This window comes from Streptomyces sp. R302 (assembly GCF_012927245.1).
Taxonomy (GTDB): Bacteria; Actinomycetota; Actinomycetes; order Streptomycetales; family Streptomycetaceae; genus Streptomyces.
Map to the genome: position 1 here is coordinate 620,432 of NZ_JABBGE010000005.1, position 15,435 is coordinate 635,866.

General features: G+C 69.9%; 16 protein-coding genes. 5 read left to right on the plus strand and 11 right to left on the minus strand.

The genetic code is table 11. The features are described from left to right. Window positions 1–87: 87 nt before the first annotated feature. From HHL19_RS19005 to HHL19_RS19015, 3 genes are read left to right on the plus strand one after another with little or no spacing between them, the layout of a single operon-like run. Window positions 88–306: a hypothetical protein gene (locus HHL19_RS19005; protein WP_240981673.1), complete on the plus strand. Its 219-nt coding sequence runs from the start codon at window positions 88–90 to the stop codon at window positions 304–306. After that, window positions 303–1,205, plus strand: coding sequence for a sigma-70 family RNA polymerase sigma factor (locus HHL19_RS19010; protein WP_169091083.1), 903 nt, complete (start codon window positions 303–305; stop codon window positions 1,203–1,205). The genes HHL19_RS19005 and HHL19_RS19010 overlap by 4 nt, the downstream gene beginning before the upstream one ends. Then, entirely contained in the window at window positions 1,202–2,044 is an 843-nt protein-coding gene (locus HHL19_RS19015) for a hypothetical protein (RefSeq protein WP_169091085.1), read from the plus strand. Before HHL19_RS19010 ends, HHL19_RS19015 begins: the two co-directional genes overlap by 4 nt. A 160-nt stretch (window positions 2,045–2,204) precedes the next feature. On the opposite strand, the gene HHL19_RS19020 is transcribed toward HHL19_RS19015, so the two are convergent. From HHL19_RS19020 to HHL19_RS19065, 10 genes are all read right to left on the minus strand, one after another. Continuing rightward, the gene (locus HHL19_RS19020; protein ID WP_169091087.1) at window positions 2,205–3,248 is read right to left on the minus strand and encodes a serine hydrolase domain-containing protein; all 1,044 of its coding nucleotides are present in this window, start codon (window positions 3,246–3,248) and stop codon (window positions 2,205–2,207) included. A 110-nt stretch (window positions 3,249–3,358) separates the two neighbouring features. After that, window positions 3,359–4,468: a glycosyltransferase family 4 protein gene (locus tag HHL19_RS19025; protein ID WP_169091089.1), complete on the minus strand. Its 1,110-nt coding sequence runs from the start codon at window positions 4,466–4,468 to the stop codon at window positions 3,359–3,361. Beyond that, complete coding sequence (locus HHL19_RS19030) at window positions 4,465–5,001, minus strand: deoxycytidine triphosphate deaminase (protein ID WP_169091092.1); 537 nt, start codon at window positions 4,999–5,001, stop codon at window positions 4,465–4,467. Before HHL19_RS19030 ends, HHL19_RS19025 begins: the two co-directional genes overlap by 4 nt. Further along, complete coding sequence (gene dcd / locus HHL19_RS19035) at window positions 4,998–5,537, minus strand: dCTP deaminase (RefSeq protein ID WP_169091094.1); 540 nt, start codon at window positions 5,535–5,537, stop codon at window positions 4,998–5,000. Before dcd ends, HHL19_RS19030 begins: the two co-directional genes overlap by 4 nt. Further along, window positions 5,534–6,760, minus strand: a complete 1,227-nt coding sequence (locus tag HHL19_RS19040; RefSeq protein WP_169091096.1) for a metallophosphoesterase — start codon at window positions 6,758–6,760, stop codon at window positions 5,534–5,536. Before HHL19_RS19040 ends, dcd begins: the two co-directional genes overlap by 4 nt. After that, a complete protein-coding gene (locus HHL19_RS19045) occupies window positions 6,757–8,073 on the minus strand; it encodes a UDP-N-acetylglucosamine 1-carboxyvinyltransferase (RefSeq protein ID WP_169091098.1) in 1,317 nt (438 codons plus the stop codon). The genes HHL19_RS19040 and HHL19_RS19045 overlap by 4 nt, the downstream gene beginning before the upstream one ends. An 85-nt stretch (window positions 8,074–8,158) precedes the next feature. Continuing rightward, a complete protein-coding gene (locus tag HHL19_RS19050; RefSeq protein WP_169090141.1) occupies window positions 8,159–8,374 on the minus strand; it encodes a hypothetical protein in 216 nt (71 codons plus the stop codon). Continuing rightward, window positions 8,371–8,817 (minus strand): hypothetical protein, encoded by a 447-nt coding sequence (locus HHL19_RS37420; RefSeq protein WP_240981674.1) that lies wholly within the window; start codon window positions 8,815–8,817, stop codon window positions 8,371–8,373. Before HHL19_RS37420 ends, HHL19_RS19050 begins: the two co-directional genes overlap by 4 nt. A 55-nt stretch (window positions 8,818–8,872) precedes the next feature. Next, window positions 8,873–10,102, minus strand: a complete 1,230-nt coding sequence (locus HHL19_RS19060) for a helix-turn-helix transcriptional regulator (RefSeq protein WP_169091099.1) — start codon at window positions 10,100–10,102, stop codon at window positions 8,873–8,875. 566 nt (window positions 10,103–10,668) lie between these two features. Beyond that, a complete protein-coding gene (locus HHL19_RS19065; RefSeq protein ID WP_169091101.1) occupies window positions 10,669–11,496 on the minus strand; it encodes a hypothetical protein in 828 nt (275 codons plus the stop codon). A gap of 555 nt (window positions 11,497–12,051) precedes the next feature. Here HHL19_RS19065 and HHL19_RS19070 point away from each other — a divergent pair. Continuing rightward, the gene (locus tag HHL19_RS19070) at window positions 12,052–12,537 is read left to right on the plus strand and encodes an NUDIX domain-containing protein (protein ID WP_169091103.1); all 486 of its coding nucleotides are present in this window, start codon (window positions 12,052–12,054) and stop codon (window positions 12,535–12,537) included. Here HHL19_RS19070 and HHL19_RS19075 read toward each other — a convergent pair. After that, window positions 12,492–13,366, minus strand: a protein-coding gene (locus tag HHL19_RS19075; RefSeq protein WP_169091105.1) for an IS5 family transposase whose coding sequence is annotated in 2 segments (ribosomal slippage) — window positions 12,492–13,019 and window positions 13,022–13,366 — 873 coding nt in all. Because the reading frame shifts where the segments join, the coding sequence is not laid out codon by codon here. The genes HHL19_RS19070 and HHL19_RS19075 overlap by 46 nt on opposite strands. Before the next feature lie 135 nt (window positions 13,367–13,501). On the opposite strand from HHL19_RS19075, the gene HHL19_RS19080 reads away from it, so the two are divergent. Further along, window positions 13,502–14,605 (plus strand): DUF5954 family protein, encoded by a 1,104-nt coding sequence (locus HHL19_RS19080; RefSeq protein ID WP_169091107.1) that lies wholly within the window; start codon window positions 13,502–13,504, stop codon window positions 14,603–14,605. Window positions 14,606–15,435: the final 830 nt, after the last annotated feature.

Below are 15,435 nucleotides of genomic sequence, written 5' to 3' on the forward strand. Positions count from 1 at the left end.
TCAGCAGCGGCTCGGCACCCGCTAGTTGAAGGAGCCACCTCGACGTGGCCTTCCGGATGCAAGCACGACGACACGCAAGGAATCACGATGAACAGCAAGCTGATAGCGGCGGCCATGGTGCTGTCGCTGGGCGTCCTCGGCTGGAGCGTGGCGATGGCGGCGATGGGGCACGCCGCCATCATCGCCACGCTGGCCCCGGCCCTCGGCCTCACCGTCACCCACGTCCTGGCCGGCTTCCGCAACAAGTCCGCGGCCGTCCCCAGCACGGTCACGGCGGTGGCCGACGAGGAGGACAGCGCCCCGTGACCCCCTCGTACAACGCGACGGGGCCGGCTTCCGAGCCGGCCCCGCTCCGCCCCGGCCGCAAGCTCGGCCCCATCGCCTCCACCGTCGGCAGCTCGCACCGCGCCTGGCTCACCCCGACCCGCGAGCACTACCTCCTCAGCGGCCGCACCCTCGCCGACCTCAGCGCACGGGTGCTCGCCAAGTCCAAGCTCTCCGAGCTGCTGCGCGGAATCGGCCACTACCCCCGATGGGAAGTCATCCACCGCCTCGCCGAGGAGCTGAACATCCCCACCTGGCCCCTGTACCGGCTCTGGAAACAGGCAGCCATGGACGCCGGCAAAAGCCGCGACTGGGTCGACCGCTCCACCGCAGGCGGCCTCGCCGTCACCACCCAGCCCGGACCGCCCATCGAACACGGCGCCCTGCGCTCCATGGTCGAAGACGGCTACCGCCGCTACGCCGGCGTCTTCCTGACCGACACCGCCCTCGACGCCGCCGTCGAGGAAACCTTCGCCATCCTGTGGCTCTCCTTCGACGACGCCCTGGCCAGCCCCGACATCCGCCGCTACGCCTGGAACATCCTCAGCGCCACCGTCAAGGCCAAAGCCGACCACCGCGACCAGCGGCCCATCCTCGCCGACGCAGCCTTCGACACCGCAGCCCTCCACTCCCAGGACTCCCTCGACCACCAGGCAGCTCAACTGACCGAGAGCCTGGAGATGTTCGCCGCCATCAGCAAGCTGCCCCTCACCCAGCTCGACGTCATGGTGCTTAGGCGCCTGTGCGGCTTCACCACCGAGAAGGTCTCCGACCTCCTCGGCATCCCGCTGGCCCTCGTACGGTCCAGCGAACGCCACGCCGACCGGTTCCTCGCCGACACCGTCGAGCCGCCGGCCCACACCGGGGGAACCACCTCATGAACAAGACCGACCTCGACAACCTCCTCGCCCGAACGCTCCTCGTCTTCGAACGAGCCGTGCCACGCGACACCGTCCCCGCCCGCGGCCCGGACCCGAAAACCCCCAGGCCCGTCACCCCCCGCCACCCCACCGACCCGAACACCGCATCGGCCGCCGAGGACCTGCGCGCCTTGTGCGAGGCCCTCGTCACCCACACCCCCGCCGAAGCCGTCGCCGACTTCCTCACCGACCAGATCCCCGAGCCCCGCAGCGCCATGGTCCTCGCCTGCGTCCTCCAGCTCACCGACACCGACGACGGCGCCCGGTTCTGGTGGCAGTACGCCGCCGGCGCCGGGCACGCCGCGGCCGCCTACTGCCTCTACCTCCACCACCTCGCCCTCGGAGAGACCCACGCCGCCCGCTGGTGGCACAAGCAGACCGACGACGACATTCCCGCAGCGAAGACCGTCCGCACCACAGTCCACCGCGACAACAAAACCGTCGCGCTCCTCCACGAGGAAGAGACCTCCGCCGCCACCCTCCTGCGACTCCTGCGGCGCCTGGGCAGGCCCACCCCCCGGCCCCGATCCGCCGTCCTCGCCGAACTCATGGCCTACATGCCCACCGCCGTCGCCATCGGCTACCTCCGCGAACCCGACAGCGAACTCCCGCTGCCAGGAGACAAATTCGCCCACACAATCCACAACCTGCTCACAGCGAGCGCCACCCAGCCAGACCGCCCCAGCAACCTCCCCGCACGCACCCGCACCCGCGGTCGTGGCCGCCCTGGACTCCGCCAAGCAGCAGTCGCCACAGGACCGCGGATCCCGCAGACGCTTGACGAAGCTGCGTCGCGCTGACCTCACGACCCGCAGTAGGGCCCTTCACTCTGAGGCGAGATGAGCAGTACGCAGGGCGGAACACCAAAGGCACTTGATGTGGGCACAGATCAGCCGGGTGGTCGTCTCGAGGCGCTCGTGCGGTCAGTGTCGGTGCTTTGCTCTGGTCCGCGCGAAGAGGTCAGGCGAATGCCTCCTGGCGGAAGGTGTTACGGATGTCGGTCAGCAGCTGCCGGTCGCGGGTGTAGTAGATCTTGTTGGTCAGCAGCACCGCCCACCGGTCCTGGGTGGGGGAGATCCACATGCCGGTGCCGGTGAAGCCGTAGTGGACCCAGACGTCCTGTTCGTCGTTGGTGCCGGGGGCCGGGTGCCAGAACAGGCCACGTTCGGGTTGGAGGCGGCCGGTCTGCACGGTGAGGGCGTGGGCGCTCCACTCGGCGCCGAAGCCGGCCTCGGTGGGAGCGGTGGTGTGGTCGAGCATGTAGCGCAGGAAGACGGCCAGGTCGTCGAGGACGGTGAAGGTGCCGGCGATGCCGCACACGCCGCCGAGGAGTCGGGCGGAGAAGTCGTGGGCGGTGCCCTTGAGGTGCGTGCCGGTGTCCTGGTCGAGTTCGGTGGGCGCACATCGGGACGCGATGCCGGCAGGCAGCGGGCCGAAGCGGGTGGCCTTCATGCCCAGTGGGTGCCAGGTCCTCATCTCGGAGAGCTGGTCGAGGGGCTGGCTGGACAGGTGCTCGGCGAGGTAGCCGAGGATGAGGGCGGCCCGGTCGGTGTACTCGACGGCTTCGCCGGGCGGCCGGTTGAGGGCTTCGTGAAGGACCCCGCGGCGGATGCCTGCGGGGTCGGTGCCGTAGAGGTTCTTCAGCTGGGCCCGGAGGGGGAGACCGGCCGTGTGGGTCAGGAGATGGCGGGCGGTCACGGCCCCGAGGGGGTGGCCGGTGACTTCGTCCCAGAAGGTGCCGAGTGGGGCGTCGAGGTCGAGGACACCGTCCTCCCACAGGGCTCCGATGGAGGCCCAGACCGCGAGGATCTTGGTGAGGCTGGCGGCGTCGAAAACGGTGTCCGGCTGCATCCTCACCTCAGGTTCGTCGGGGTCAAGAACCCCGGTCGTGCCCGTCGCCCGGATTCCGCCGGAGTCGCCGACGGCCCACACTGCGCCCGGGTAGGCCTTGTCGCGGACGCCTTCGCTCAGCAGGTTCTCGATGCGGTTGGTGCGGTACGGCATGGTCTCCCTCTTCCTGTGGCCATCCCAGCAGCCAGCGTAGTGACGTGGGCCGGTCGAGCCGGGCAACGGCGTGCCAGTGGCCGCAGGACCAATGCCCGGCCGACCGGTTCTCAGATGAGCCGGCAGCCAAGGTCGGCTAGTTCTCGAGCGGTCTTCGACAGGGGGTACCGGGCGGCGTTGGCGTGCCCGGCTTGTCTGAGGGCGGGGAGGAGACTGGGTTCGGTTCGCAGTCGGTTCAGATCCCGGGTGAGCGCTGAGGGACGGGCGAAGTCGGTGGCCATACCGGAGCGGGCGAGGGCTTCGCTGAGGCCAGGTACAGGTTGGTAGAGGACGGGGAGGCCGCAGGCTTGGGCTTCCAGGGCGACCAGTCCCATGGCCTCCAGCGTCGTGGAGGGCATGACGAGTGCGTCGTGTTCGGCGAAGGTCTTCCATAACTGAGGACGGCGGAGCCAGCCCAGATAGCGGGCTTTCACTCCGGCCCGTCGCAGCAGAGGAGCCACCGCACGGAACTGAGCGTTGGGGGCGGCGATTGACAACTCGACGCCCTGGAGCGGGGCCACGCTCCGGATCAGGGCCTCGACGCCCTTTTCGGCGGTCAGCCGGCCCGCGTACAACAGGCGGAGGTGGCTCTTTGCCGGGCGGGTGGTGCGGAGGGGCGGGTGGGTGAGGAGCCGGTCGGGGATGCCCCAGGGGATGTGGGTGATCTTGTGGCGGTCGGTCTGCGGGGCGAGCTTGAGGAGGTGGTCGGCCATGGCGCTGGTGGGGACGACGATGGCGTCGGCGGCCCGGGCGGTTGCCCGCAGGACCTGGAGCTGGTCGCGGTGGGCTTCGGCGAAGAGCAGATCGGTGCCGTGGACCAGGGCGATGCGGGGGTGCGCGGGCAGGGCCCTCATCAGGGCGGGGGTTGCGCCGAAGGCGAGGTGCTGCAGGTGCAGGACGTCGATCTGGGTGGAGTGGATCGCGGCCGTCAGTGCTTGGCGCAGGTGGGCGACGTACCGGTGGAAGGCGGGGCCCTCCAGGCACTTGCCGGGCGTGCTGAGCAGGTCGAGGCCGGCCGGTGTCCGGGGACGGGGCCCGGCCGGGGCGAGCATGAAGGCCCTTGCGGGAATGAGGGGCTTTTCGCCGGTGTAGAGGTCGAGGAAGAGTTCGACGCTGCCGCCGGGGCTGCCGGCGGGCAGGTCCAGGAAGGTGGCGACCAGCGGATTCCGGTCGGGGCTCATCGGCGGCCTCCGCCGATCTCCTCGTAGAGGCGGGAGATTTCGATGCCGTCGGTGGCGGCGTACTTCGCCGACTGCTGCTGGTAGCTGGCCGGCGCGCCCTGGGCAGCCAGGAAGACCAGCTTGCCGAACGTCATGCCCGGGTAGACACGGACGGGCCGGGCGGCACGGATCTCCAGGGTCCAGCGGATTGCGTGGCCCTGGTGCCCGAGCGGGGCGGAGACGTGGACCCAGATGCCCAGGGCGCCGATGGTGCGGTCGCCGTTGAGCATCTGCGCGTACGTCTCCGAGCCGGTGCGCTCGTGGGTGACGCCGAGGTAGAGCAGGCCGGGCTGGAGGACCAGGCCGGTGACGGGGATTCTCTGCTCGGTGTAGGTGGTGGGGACGGCGGCGTCGAGGTCGCCGGCACAGACGCGGAGGGTGTCACCGAGGCGCCAGTCGTAGGCGTTCGGGGAGACGCGGGCGGGGTCGTACGGGTCGATGGTGATCTCGCCGGTGTGGACGGCGGCGGTGATCGCGGGGCCGGTGAGGATCACGAGGCGACCGCCCCGATGCGGGCGGCGTCGCGCCAGTAGCGGGAGGGCTGGGGGCCGGTGGCGGCCTGGTACTTGCCCGCGTACAGGTCGACGTCACCGGTGGAGACGAAGAACATGATCTGCCCGATCTTCATGCCAGCGTACACGCGCAGGGGGCGGATGGGGGAGAGCATCAGGGTCCACTGGCCGTGGAAGCCGATGTCGCCGATGGGGGCGGTGATCTCGACGAACAGGCCGAGCCGGCCGACGGAGGAGCGGCCGAACAGCAGCGGGACGAAGGTGTCGGAGCCGACCTGTTCGAGGGTGTGGCCGAGGTAGAGCTCACCGGGCTGGAGGACGTATCCGTCCTCGCCGATCTCGACCGTGGTGGTCGGGTTCGGCTGGTGGGCGTCGATGACCGGGGTGGTGTAGGTCAGCAGGGTGGGGCCGAGGCGGACGTTGTAGCTGTTGGGGTTGACCTGGTCCGGCTCGAACGGGCTGATCGTGAGGCGGCCGTCGCGGGCGGCGGCGGTGATCTCGGGGCCGGTGAGGATCATCGGACGCCCTCCTCCTTCTCGGGCAGCGGGGTGGTGATGATGCGGCGGACGACCTCGCCGAGGCGGAGACCGGCCTGGTGGGTGCGGCCACCGAGATGGGTGTCGGCGAGGTAGCCGGTGGTCAGCACGGACCGAATGCCCTGGGGCAGGGGCCAGGGGGAGATGGCCAGCGGGCCGGTCTGCTCGGTCAGGTACGCGAGCAGGCCGTCCGGGTCCTGCGCGTGCCCGTCGGGGAGGAAGGCGTGGACGAGCTGGTTGTCGAACGGCTCGATGGCCAGCAGGTCCCCGAGCGTGAGGATGTCGCCGAGACGGGTGGGCCGCAGGGCGGTGTCGTTGAGGATGACGGCGTCGGCGCCGAGGCCGGTGTGGAGCCGGGAGGCGATGTCCATCAGGAGCTGGTGGCGGTCGAGAACGGCGTCGCGGTAGGGCTCGTTGACGGTGCCGAGGTGGGCGGCGAGCATCCGGCAGGCGGAGGCGATCTTCTCGTCCAGGGCGGAGAGGACGTCAGGGACCGCTGCGGGGGCGGGGAAGACGGCAGTACGGGCGGCCCAGCCGGAGCCGACGGGTTCGGCGGCGGCGTATCCGCCGGCCAGCTCGCGGCCCTTGACCACAAGGGTGTCCCCGACGTGCACCGGCCCGTAGGTGTCGCTGTGGCAGTGGCCGGCGAAGACGACGTCCACGAACGGGCAGGCGCCGGCGAGCCCCAGGTCCTCGTCGAAGCCGGAGTGGGACAGCACGATCCAGGAGTCCACGTGGTGGTGGTGCTCCAGCATCAGCTCGCGCAACGCGGTCACGGGGTCGGTGACGCGGTGCCCCGCCCGCTGGCTGGCGGGGATGGTGCGGAACGCGCTGACGCCGATGACCGCGGTGACGGCGACCCGGCGGCCGAGCACGTCGACGACGCGGAGGCGGTCGAACAGCGGCTGCCCGGTGGCGGCGTCGACGGCGTTGGAGCAGATCGTCATCTCGCGCAGACCGGGTTCGAAGTAGTGGGGCCAGCCGTGGTTGCCGGGCGCCAGCACGTCGTACAGCGTCGTCAGGATCTCCCGCTCGATGGCGCCCCTGCCCAGGCGGTAGTAGCCGGTGCCCTCGAAGAAGTCGCCGCAGTCGGCGATGAGCGAGGTCTCCTTGAGGGCATGCAGGTGAGGAAGGAGTCTGTGGGCCTGGTCGAGGGCGGAGTGGAGGTCGGTGGTGGCCGCGATCTGGCCGTACGTCCTGCTCATCGCGGTACGTCGGTGAGGTCGGCGCCGAGGGCGCGGAGCTTGGCGGGCAGGTCGGCGTAGCCGCGGCGCAGCTGGTCGAGGCCGCTAACGGTGGTGGTGCCCCGGGCGGTAAGGCCGGCGATCAGGAGGGTGGAGCCGGTGCGGATGTCGGTGGCCTTCACCGTCGTGCCGGTCAGGCGCTGGGGTCCGGTCAGGCGGCAGCGGGTGGGCGAGAGCTCTTCAATCACCGCTCCGAGCCGGGCGAGCTGCGGGAGGAGGTTGCCGTGGCGGCCGGGGTTGATGTCGTCGGCGAACATGTGGATGCCCGGCAGCGTGAGGCCCAGGGCCAGCAGCGCGGGCTCGAAGTCGGCGTCCAGGCCGTCCGGGGCCAGGGAGGCGACCGCCCGCAGCGGCCGTCCGCTCACGGTGCGGGCCCGGTGGACGGTGATGGCGTCGGGGGCGAGGGTGACGGGAACGCCGGCCCAGTCCAGCAGGCCGGCCAGCACCTTGAGGTCCGTCCCGTTGACGCCTTCGATACGGCCTTCGCCGCCGGTGGCGGCGATCGCGCAGGCCAGTGTGCCCGCCTCGATCTTGTCGCCGGGGACCGTCCAGGCGACGGTTCCGGCCGGGACGCCCGGTGGTGGGGCCAGCGTGATCTTCTGGCTGTGGGCGTGGGCCGTCCATCCGGCGGACCGTAAGGCGGCGAGTACCCCCGTGGTCTCCGGGGACAGGTTGGGATTGCCCAGTTCCAGGTGGCTGCCGGCCACGACCGTCCGGCAGATCGCGGCGATGCTCGCTCCCCGCGAGCGGAACGGCAGCGTCAGGGCGACCCTGTCGCGGGGCTGATCAGCGGCCAGGACGCGGTACCCGGAATCGTCGACAAGGACGGTGTCGCCGAACGCCTCATAGACGGTGAAGTGCAGTTCCATCCCGCGATCACCGATCTGGCAGCCGCCGGGCCAGGGAAGAGCCGCCTGTCCGTAGGCGGCAAGGAGGGGCGCCACCAGGTAGTAGGAGGCCCGGATCCGGGCGGCTTCGGTGAGGTCGGGCGCGGTGGCGGGATGCTCCTTGGGCGCCACGATCACGGCTCCCGGCTCGGCGACCGGGCGGACGACGCGGTAACCGGTCTGTTCCAGCAGGCCGAGCATCCTCTGGACGTCGACGCTGGCCGGGACGCCGGACAGGCGGACACCGCGGCCCAGGGACGCGGCGGCGGCCAGCAACGGCAGCGCCGCGTTCTTCGAGCCGTCCACCCGGACCGTCCCGGCGAGCGGGCTGCCGGGGCGGACGGTGACGGCATCGATGCCTCTCGTACAGGCGGGGGCAAGATCCATCAGAACCTCCTGGTCGCAGGTGGTCGGGGTGGTGTGGTCCAAGGGCGGCACGGTCGGCGAGGCCGGTCACCGCGCGTTCCCCTGTTCAGCGGCTGGTGGAGAGGGGCGCCGAAGCGATGTCCGGCGCGGCCACGACCAGACGGTGGACCGTGGCATCAAGGAGCTGGCCGGCCTGGGAACGCAGCGACCAGGTGGGCCCTGCCAGGCCGGCGAAGGCGAGGAACGTCAGGGCGATCCGGCCGCTGCGGTCCGCCCGTACGAAGGGCGTGGAGCGAGGGGTACGGTGCCGGGCCCTGCTCACGAGGTGCCGCCGAGGACGTTCTCGTGGGCGTCGAGGAGGCGGCTGGTCTGCGCGTACAGGCGCTCCAGCTCGACGGAGGTGAGGACGAGGGCTCCCTCGCGGGTCGAGCCGTCCTCGAAGTGGATCTCCACGGGCACCGAGCCCTGGCGGGCACGCGGGTCGTAGACCGCGTCGCGGCCGGGCAGCAGCGTGGCGTGGGTGGCCTGCGCCGGCACCGGGCGCAGCGTCGTGCCGTCCGCCGGGGCGGACCAGGCGGGGCCGCCGCCGGGTGGGCGCAGGTGGTAGGTGGTGGAGGAGTCCTCGCCGGGGAGGGTCACCACGACGCCGACCCGGCCCTGGCGGGCGGTGTCGGCGGCGAGGTCACCGAGCTGAGGAAAGAAGGGAGCCGCCGTTCCTAACTCGGATCCCTGGGAGGGGAGATGGGCAGAGCGTCGTCCGGTCATGCCCCGAAGTTAGGGACGGCCCAGCCATCGAATATGAGCCGGAGGAATACGACCCCTATCCGTCCAGGTGGAAGCGGTCGGACATGCGCCGCAACTTCTCCCTGGTGGCTGCCCGTTCGGCGTAGACGATGCTGCGGAGGGTGGAGCGGGCGATGGGGTGGTTGCGTACGAGCTGGGGCGCGATCCGCTCGGCAGTCTCCAGCTCGCCGAGGGCCTTGTCCCGATTGCCGTCCCACAGCCACGCTCGCGCGATGTCCATGTGGTGGTGCCCCTGACGGGAGTTGGGGAGTGCGCCGACCAGATCGGGGCTGGTACGGCGGTTGATCTCCAGGGCCTTGCCCTGCTCGCCCATCTCCAGGGCCACGCTGATCGCGTGGATCTGGACGTTCCCGGCGGAGAACGTCAGCGAGTGCCGGTCGTACACCGGCGCCCCTGCGTACGCGTCCATCCGCTCAGCCGCATCCTTCGCGTACCCGATTCGGTCCTCGGCTTCCGAGGCGCGGCCAGCGCGGGCGGCCGAGACCGCCGCCCGTAGCTGGAGGGTGCCCCAGGCTCGTACGGCCAGCGGCTCGCCGTGCTCGTATGCCTGCTGCACCGACCCGATCGCCTTGTCCGAGAGGGTCAGTGCGTCCGCCCAGTCGGCCGTGGCCCACATGTCCCAGACCCGCATCCAGTCCGCGACCGCCGGCAGCACGGGATCCCCAGAAAGGCGTGCCGACCATGCGGCCCGCTCGCAGGCCATCGCCACCAGCTCGGGATGGCCGAGGGAGTGGGCGGCGGTGTGGGCGAACTTGCAGCACACCGCGTAGATCGCGTACGCCTCCTCCTGCTCGTGCCCCTCCGAGAGCTCGGCCAGGGCCCGCGCTTCGCGGAATAGATCCGGCAGGACGCGGAGAATCGCCACGTTCGAGGCGGTGTCCCGGAGCCGGTGCAGACGGGTCACTTCCCGCCACAGCTGCGAGGCAGGCCTCGGCGTCCCGTCGAAGACTGGCGAGAGGTCGTAGCGGCGCAGTTCACGCAGGATCGACGAGGCAGCGACCTGCCACTGGTTGTCCTCCGGGGAACTGCTGTACGGCCGTCCGATCAGGTCGTTCGGGTGGACGTGCAGCTCGGCGGCGATCTGGTTGAGCAGCCCGACCCGGTCCAGCTCGATCAGGCCCCGTTCCATCTTCGACACCCAGCCCTGCGACTTCCCCAGGGCCGCCGCCAGATCGGCCTGCGGCATCCCCAGCCGCAGCCTCGCCCTGCGGACACGCCGACCGATCTCCTCGGCTTCCTCCAGCATCAGGACACCTCCCCAGCCGTCGGACGCCCGTGCGGGGTGCGCCGGTCTGTCCGTACAGATTCGTCACTAGAACCGTACCCACGACACCATGTTCGTGTGAGGGAGTTGCTGTGGCCATGCCCGCAGGCCCTGCCGTCACACTGTGTCCTGCTGGAATCCCACCCTCAGTACCGACGAACAGCGCCCAGTGCCGTTCTCGTCAATGCCGACACGATGGAAGAGCTCAACCCGTCCGAGATCATCGATCAGTAGCCAGGTAGTTCACCCCGAGGTCGTGTGTAGCCCTTGGCGCCATGGCCGAAGGTTGCTACTCCGGCCATGGCGATGCCTCGGACACCAGACGCCGCATCGTCGCTGACGGATCGTCCGTCAGCGAGGTGATCGTGTGGCGCGACAGGGGTCGCGGTCCAGGGTGTCCATTGGCCGAAGGCAAGCTGCGCGGCGTACGCATACACGTACATGGCGCGGCCGCCGACGTGGTCGCCGTACGCGCCCTACCACAGCCCACAGCACCGTGTGCCGCCGGCGTCGAGAGCGGACAGGAACAAGGACAGCGGACGCCGGTGTTACGCGTCGAAGCGAATCCAAGGGAAGTCGTAGGCTTTCAGGGAAGCGAGGGCCTCGCGGTGGCGTGCTCCGAACGCGGCGACCGCTTCGGTCTCGTCGGCGCTGATGCTGGCCAGCAGGCCAGGGCCCGTGTAGAACAGGTGGCCTTCGTAGGTGGGCATGTAGGGGCTGAGGGGGACCGGGCGCAGGGAGCTCCACAGCGGTTCGAGGCGTTCGGTGGGCATGACGTAGGTCCAGGCGTTGTAGGGCGCGATGCCGGATGCCTGATCGAGGGTGAACTGGAGGAGGAAGCGGCTGAGGGGTTCCGCTTCGAGGATCGTCTCCGGGTCGTCGTCGCCGTAGGGGTCTTCGGTGAGCCAGACCGGGGGGTCTGCGTCTCCCGGACCGCCTTCAGGTGGCCAGGGGATACACCAGTCCCTGCATCCCTGGTTCTCCACCGCGAAGACCAGCCGGCCACCGTCCGGCCTCGCGACGTGCCGGGGGAGCAGGAGCATTGGGTGGTTGAAGCGGTACAGGGCGGGGCGTACGCGAGCCAGACGGTGAAACGCGGCCAGCGACGGCGGCAAAAGGGCGAGGACGTCGTCCGTGGGCGCTTCGGGGTCCAGAGGTGTCTCCTCGGCCGGGTACCAGCCGAGGACCAGCATCTCCAGCGCGCGTATGGGGTCCGTGTCGACGTGGTCGACCCAGTCGACGGACAGCGGCGGCCCTTCGAAAAACCTGTCAGGGGCGGGCGGTGTCCGGGACGCCGATGTCCAGGCCTTCAAAGCCGCGCCGCCTATGCTCATGGCCGTGCCGTCGCCGAACGGGCCGGCCTCCTGGGTCCCCATATTGCGCTCCCTGCGTCCGCGTGTTCATTCGGATCCTGGCATGAGGTGCTGACAACGCGATCACGGGACGAGCGGGCGGGTTGTCAGCAGACACACGCCGACACCAGGCGTGTCCCGCCAAGTCTGCTGAGGTACCGGCTTTTTGGTTCAAATGTCACGGATCTTGAGGACTTCCAGCCTTAGGGACAAGGCGAGCTGGTCGAAGGCCGCCTTTTTGGCTTGTAGGGCCTCCTCGGCGGAAGCCACGCTAAACGGCACCTATGTCGCGTCGCACGAGAGTTCCTTGCGGGCCGCGAAGACGTGGGGGTGCCAGTGGGAGAAGCAGTGCACGTGGGTGTCTCCCGGTCGGTGATTCACGATCCCAGCTCCTGCATGTGTGAGGGTAAACCGGGTGCCAGCGGCGGGGGAGAGAAAGGCTGCCACCGGGGACGGACAGTACTCGGACAGCCCCGAACAACGCCCCGCAGGGAAGCAGCTAGGGCCTGTTGCGTAAGTCGATCTTGGTGACGCTAGGGTTCCCGCCTGTCGGCTTTCGTGTAGGGAGGGGCGGGAACCGTGGACGATCACGTACAGACCCGTGTTTCGGCGTACGCAATCGCGGTGGAGGACTGTCGGCTGCTGCTGATCCGACTGTCGGACGCCTCGCCAGTCTTCACACCGGGTCTGTGGCACATGCCAGGCGGCGGAATCGACCCGGGCGAACAGCCTGTGGAGGCCTTGTCCCGTGAACTCCGGGAGGAGACAGGGCTTGAACTCGCTGATGCTCGTCTGCTCGACGCGCGGACTTACGCGGTCCGGCGGAATGGGGTGAGCTGGAGCCTCACGGCGTTGTTCTACGTCGTTGTCCTCAAGGGCGGGGCGCTGGCGGTGACCGAGATCGACGGCTCCACCGACGCGGTGGCGTGGATTCCTCTGGCCGACTTGCAGGACCACACCATGCTGTCACCAGCGGCTGCCGACGCGCTCCGCATACTTGAGCAGGCTGAAGACGTTGGTCACAGCCACTCGTTGAGGACTGCGACCAGCACGGTTGCCTCGTAACGGACGGCGAGCTTGTCGTATCGCGTGGCGACTGCCCTGTGGCGCTTGAGTCGATTGATTCCGCACTCGACTGCGTGTCGCTCGCGGTAGTCGGTCTTGTCGAACTTCGGCGGCCGACCATCGCGGGAGCCGAGCTTGCTGCGGTTGCGGACCCGGTCCGCAGGCACCGGCATCGTTGCCTTGATACCGCGTTTGCGCAGATAGGAGCGGTTCTTCCTGGAGTCGTATGCCTTGTCGGCCCGCACTCGGTCCGGCCGCTTGCGGGGCCGCCCCACTCCCAGACGCGGCACCCGGATCGCCTCAAGCACGGGCTCGAACTGCGGGGAATCTCCGCGCTGCCCGGCGGTGATCACCACCGACAGAGGCTTCTGCCCCTGCTCAACGGCGAGGTGGATCTTGGTGGTCAGCCCGCCTCGGGAGCGTCCGAGACCGTGGTCAGCCGGCTCTGCGACGAGACCGCCGGGCGGCTCCTTTTGAAGATCCCCCTTTTCGCCGCTCCAGCGGCGTGCTGGTGAGCGCGGCAGACGGTGGAGTCGACGTTCACGTCCCAGGTGATCAGGCCCTTCGCGTCGGCCTGAGCCTGGAGCTGGGCGACGATCCGAGCCCAGGTGCCGTCCCGCTGCCAGCGCCGGAACAGGTCATAGACCCGGTCCCACGGGCCATACCGGTCAGGCACATCGCGCCACGGGGCGCCGGTCCGTGTCCGCCACCGTATGCCGTCTATCAGCTGCCGCCGTGTCCACACCTGCGGCCGGCCCGGCTTGATGCCCCGCGGCAGCAGCGGCTCAAGCCGGGCCCACTGGCCGTTCGTCAGATCCCCACGCCCCACAGCAGGTGATCATCAACGATCAAGATCCACTTTCGCAACAGGCCCTAGCGCCAGGTATGCCCTCTCGGCCCAAGGCCGAGGTGGAGATTTGAGGAATCTGCGATGTGAGCTCGCCGGGGCCGCGACGATGGTGGCATGAGCGATCAGGACGCGGGGCCGGGGGAGTGGCCGGTGGTGGTGAGGGTTCCGGTGGAGCCGGTAGAGGCCGCGATGGAGGCTGATGCCCTCGATGCAGCGGCACGCCACACGAGTCTGGCGGTACGAGGCCCTCTGTTCGGCGTTGCCGCACAAGACCAGGACGGCAGGCGGCGGTGGCGGGTGGTCGTCGAGGTCACCCACGGCTGTCCGCAGCAGGCCCGGGATGCGCTGAACTCCCTGCTCTGGTTCCAGGCGAAGGACGAGGCGCAGAGCCGCCAGGAACGCCGGGCACTGCTGGCGGGGGTCGCCCGTCTGGAGAAGGAGCCCGTCGACGAGCTGACCGTACTGGGTACCCGATATCGCGTCGTGCGGGCCGAGGAGTACGCGGCCGTCGACGAGCTCGGCGCTATCGAAACGCCGCGGCCCACCGACCCAGAGCCCCTCACCCGCGACTGGAGTTCCGGCGCCCGTAGTCCGCGTGTCGACGCCGGTCTCGTCCTGGACCCGGATGCTCCCCTGTCCCCGCTGCAGGCGGCGGAGCGAGTCGCCCTGCGCCCCCTGGCCTACAGCGGTATCCGCTTCCCCGACCCGGTCCTGACCGATTCCGCACGGGCAGTGGAAAGCCATCCGGATGTCCTGCTGATGCCGGCGGCGTTCCTTATCGTCGAGCGATCCGGCGGCGGCTCTTGGTCGCCGGGCAGTGGCCTGCAAGCCACCGCCCACCACGCCCGCCGAATCCTCGACTTCGCCCTGACCTGGATGGAACCGCGCACCCGCGGCCTGATCCCCTATGACGCCGATCGCACCGTCGACGCCCGTCACCCGGCCACTGGCACCACCGATAAGGCAGCTGCGGCGCTCAAGGAATTCGCCGAAGCCGCGGACAGGCTGCGTGCCGGCCGCTGCGACGAGGTCGAGGCCCACGGCACCGTCTACCGCATCGCCCGCTCACGACGACTGCTGCGATGGGGCCCCGACGGGCCGGAAAGCCCACGGCCTTCCGACACCAGCACCCACACCCCTGCGGCGCTCCACCCGCGCCTCGACGAGGACGGCACCGTCCACTTCGACGAGCCCGCAGCCGACGAACCCGCCAACTGACACAAGCCGGGCTCACACGGCCCCACTTCGCTCGGGAGACCCGACGTTCGTGGCGGATGCACCAGGTACGGGCTGTCCCACGAGAGCTGGTCCGGCGCCCCCGACTACGTCCGCGCCTGAGCGACTCCAGAGCCGCTCGGCAAGAGCTTGACCAGACCGCGGCGGCCGCGCAGTACCATCCCTCACATGCGTGCCTGCCCACCCAGGCGACGCCGTCCAGACGCATCGTGTGTGGACACCATCCAAGCAGTATGGCGCGCCCACTGACAGCTGGCCGGCACCCACCGGCATGCACTCTCGCCCCGCCCAGAAGCCGACGGTCTCCTGGCTCTTCGTAGCTCCTCGGCCAGCAGACGGCAGCACCGTCAGGTGCTGCCGTCCGGCTGATCACCTGAGCACACGACTCAGAGTCCTCGCCCTGTTCATGGGCGGGGCTCAAAAGTGCGTCCCCCGAGCCCAGCGACACCCAGTCCACCTCCCCGCCAGGGGAGGGCACCAAATCAAATGACTGCCCAACAAACCCATACGACATCAAGGCGCCGGCAGGCGCCCCATAGACACCCCTTCCCGACAGGGAAGGGGGCCCTTCCCAACCCGTCATGCCATCAGGCATGACACATCACCACCCTCCGGCCGCCAGGCCGGAGCTGACGACAGCCCACGTTGGGCCGCCAGGCCCAACCCCCTCCTGCCCCTGGCTCCCGTCAGGGAGCCAGCCCCTACCCAACCCCCGTCATGCCGCCAGGCATGACGCCGCGCCAGTCTCCCGCCGTCAGGCGGGAGTTGGGCCGCCAGGCCCAACTCAAGAGCCGCCAGGCTCTCCGCCCCCC